Source organism: Campylobacter sp. (assembly GCF_030528245.1).
GTDB lineage: Bacteria > Campylobacterota > Campylobacteria > Campylobacterales > Campylobacteraceae > Campylobacter_D.
This window is the reverse complement of the sequence record NZ_JAUMZG010000056.1, coordinates 1-3,218: the sequence shown is the minus strand read 5'-3', so window position 1 is coordinate 3,218 and position 3,218 is coordinate 1. Positions and strand designations below refer to the sequence as shown.

Below are 3,218 nucleotides of genomic sequence, written 5' to 3'. Positions count from 1 at the left end.
ACACCAAAGGTGGGGGTGCAGCAGTATGGGGTAGAGATGGCGGGAGGGTTTGTTGTGCGCGGCGATTGCAAGCGTGGAGAAGTAGGGATTTTTGCGAAATTCCTCATCGTAAAAGGCGGCGATTTGCTCCCTTTTTTCTAAATTGGCATCCAGTTTGGCGAGTTGATTGAGCCCCAAAGCGCAGGCCACATCGCTGAGGCGGTAATTAAAGCCCAGCTCAAAGCTATCGCTATCCCAAAGCCTTTTTTTCACGATGGCGTGGGAGCGGAGGCTTTTGATGTGGGCGATGAGGCCCTCATCATCACTCACCACAGCCCCGCCCTCAAAGGTCGTGATGGGCTTGACAGGGTGGAAGGAAAAAACGCTCAAAGTGGCTCTTTTGCCGACTTTTTCGCCCTTAAATTCCGCCCCCAAGGCGTGGGAGGCGTCATCAAGCAGGGGGAGCTTGAATTCCGCGCAAAGCTTGGAGATTTCATCGATTTCCACGCTTTGCCCCGCGTAGTCAACCACCGCCACAGCGCCCACATCTTCGCTTTTTGTCTCAAGCCTCGCCCTGAGCTTGGCCGGGCTGATGTTGCCATCCTTTCCCACATCGATGAATTCCACCCCAGCCCCGGCCATCACGGCGGCGTTTGCGGTGGCGATGAAGCTCAGGGGCGTGGTGAGGACGCGCTTGCCCCTGACATTGAGGGCGAGGTAGGCTAGGTGCAGGGCGGAGGTGGCGGAATTGACCACGCAGGCGGCCCTCACGCCCACATAGGCGCACAGGGCTTCTTCGAAGGCCTCCACTTTGGCCCCGCCAGTGAGAAAGGGGCTTTTGAGAGCCTCCATAACCGCATCAAGGTCGCTTTGGTCGATGTTTTGGTGGGAGTAGCTCAGCACGGAAGCTCCTCGGTGTGGTGGATGATTTCTAAAATTTCTTGCTCGCTGACCCAGGTGGGATTATTGTCCGAGCTGTAAGAAAAGCCGTCCCTCACGCGCACGCCTCGCTCGCCGAGGGCGTTGATGCTAAAGTCGATGTGAATGTCGGTGAATTTGATGCTGGGACTGATGACAAAATAGTCCTCAAATTCATAGGTGAGATGGCTATCATCGCTGGAAATCATGATCTCGTGCAGTTTCTCCCCCGCGCGGATGCCAATGATCGTTTTGTCCAAGTGCGGCGCAAGGGCGTGGGCTAGGTCGGTGATCTTCATCGATGGGATTTTGGGGATGAAAATTTCCCCGCCGTGCATGCGCTCAAAATTGCTAAAAACAAAACGAATGCCCTTTTCAAGGCTTATCCAAAAGCGCGTCATGCGCTCATCCGTGATGGGCAGCCTGCTAGCCCCCTCGGCGATGAGCCTTTTAAAAAGCGGCACGACTGAGCCGCGCGAGCCCACGACATTGCCATAGCGCGTCACGCTAAAGCGGGTGTGGCCAGTGCCGGCCATGTTGTTGGCCGCGATGAAGAGCTTATCGCTTGCTAGCTTGGTCGCGCCGTATAAATTCACGGGATTGCAGGCCTTATCGGTGCTGAGGGCGATGCACTTTTTCACGCCATTTTCAAGGCAGACATCGATGACATTTTGGGCGCCGTGGATGTTGGTTTTGACGCATTCCATGGGGTTATACTCAGCGATGGGCACCTGCTTCATCGCCGCGGCGTGAATGATGAAGTCCACATCAGAGGTGGCCTTTTTGAGCCTGTCCTTATCGCGCACATCGCCGATGAAATAGCGCATGCATGGGGCATTAAACACGCTAGCCATTTCAAACTGCTTGAGCTCATCGCGGGAGTAGATGATAATTTTTTTGGGCTTGTAGTGGCGGAGTAGGAGCTTGGTGGTGGTTTTTCCAAAAGAGCCAGTGCCGCCCGTGATTAAAATAACCTTATCGTCAAACATAGCCAACTCCTTCGTTGAAATTCTAGCAAAAGTCGTTCCAAATTACAATCTCACCCTCCCCCAAACCCCGCGCAGATCCTCTCAAACTCCGCATAATACTTCCACGAGGCCACGATGTCGGGGCGCTCAGCCTTGACCCGCTTAAAATTCCTCTCGATGGCCTCCCGCAGTTTCAGCGCCGCAGCGGGATTTGACGCCAAAAATTCCAAGACATCCCCCTCCCCCAGCAGCCTAGCCCTCACACCCTCGACATACCGCCCCAAGGCCTCGATGTAGGCGGCGACATAGCCTCGCATTTTTTTAAAATTTTCATGCGCCAAAAAGTCCTGCGCCGCTCCCCTTTCGATCAAAACAAAGACATTTTCCAGCACAAATTCCGCCCCGAAAAGCTCCGGCGTAACATTACGCCACGCCCTAAGATCGTGCGTGATGTAGGGCACACTCACCCAAAGCTCAAAGCCCTCAAAGCCAAGCCTAACGGGCAGATGATTGAGCCCATCATAAAGATTGACCTTTTTCTCAAAGGCAAAGCCAAGCCCCTCCTCAGGCGGCGCAAAGCCAAGCCGCTGCGAGAGCGCACGAAAGCTCTCAAAACAAGCCCCAAAGGCCAAATCTCTGTGAAAATCAAGCACCACCACCTCCCGCACAGAGTCCGCGCAAATGTCCAAAATCTCATCCAAGCTATAAAAACTCTCCACATCCTGCGCTAAATATGCCAACGCATCCACACTAGGCCGCCTGTCCTTAGGGTCCTTCTCCGTGCAGTAAAAGATCTCAGGGAAGATAAATTCTTCATCATAGGCTCTAAATTCCCGCATCCTCGCCGTGATATTCTGCGCGGTGAAGACGTTGTGAATGTGGTTGCAGTATGATTTCAGGCTCGAAATGGGATCGCGCACAGCAAGCACTAGGCTAAACCCCCCATCCATCAAATAGCAATGCTTCCGGTAGGGCTCAAGCTTAGAAATCGGGCACAGCGTAGCCAGAGCCGCCTTGCCGCTTAGGGCGTTTTGATAATTGCGCTCGTAGGTCCCCCACCCCCCAATGCCCCAAATTCCCACCTTCAGCCCACAAAGCCGAAAGAAAAAATGCAAGGCTTCCGAGCTCGAGCAAGGATTAAAAAATAGCACAAACCCATACCGCCGCGGCAGCGGCAGGTTCAGCGCCCAGGCCACTTCTGCGCCCAGCGTGCGGTAAGTGAGCCCCTCACGCGCATAGGCCGCACACTCAGCCGCAAATCCCGCGCCGCCCACTTGCTCCGCCCCGCAGGAATTTCGCCCAGCCGCCGCGCCAGAATTTTCCCCCTCCAAGAGGGCGTTGAGGACGTCCGGA

At 54.8% G+C, this 3,218-nt stretch carries 3 protein-coding genes; all 3 read right to left on the bottom strand.

Features of this window, described 5'->3' with window-relative positions; translation table 11 throughout:
- Window positions 1-882 (bottom strand): DegT/DnrJ/EryC1/StrS family aminotransferase (locus tag Q4A73_RS07235; protein ID WP_303206784.1); only part of this gene is annotated, 882 nt, incomplete at its 3' end.
- Entirely contained in the window at window positions 876-1,886 is a 1,011-nt protein-coding gene (gene pseB / locus Q4A73_RS07230; protein ID WP_303206783.1) for a UDP-N-acetylglucosamine 4,6-dehydratase (inverting), read from the bottom strand. The genes Q4A73_RS07235 and pseB, both read right to left, overlap by 7 nt.
- A gap of 50 nt (window positions 1,887-1,936) precedes the next feature.
- On the bottom strand, window positions 1,937-3,218 hold a 1,282-nt coding region (locus tag Q4A73_RS07225; protein WP_303206782.1), incomplete at its 5' end, for a DUF2972 domain-containing protein.

Coding starts and splice junctions, on each gene's coding strand:
- pseB (WP_303206783.1), bottom strand. CDS start 1,886: ATGTTTGACGATAAGGTTATTTTAATCACGGGCGGCACTGGCTCTTTT.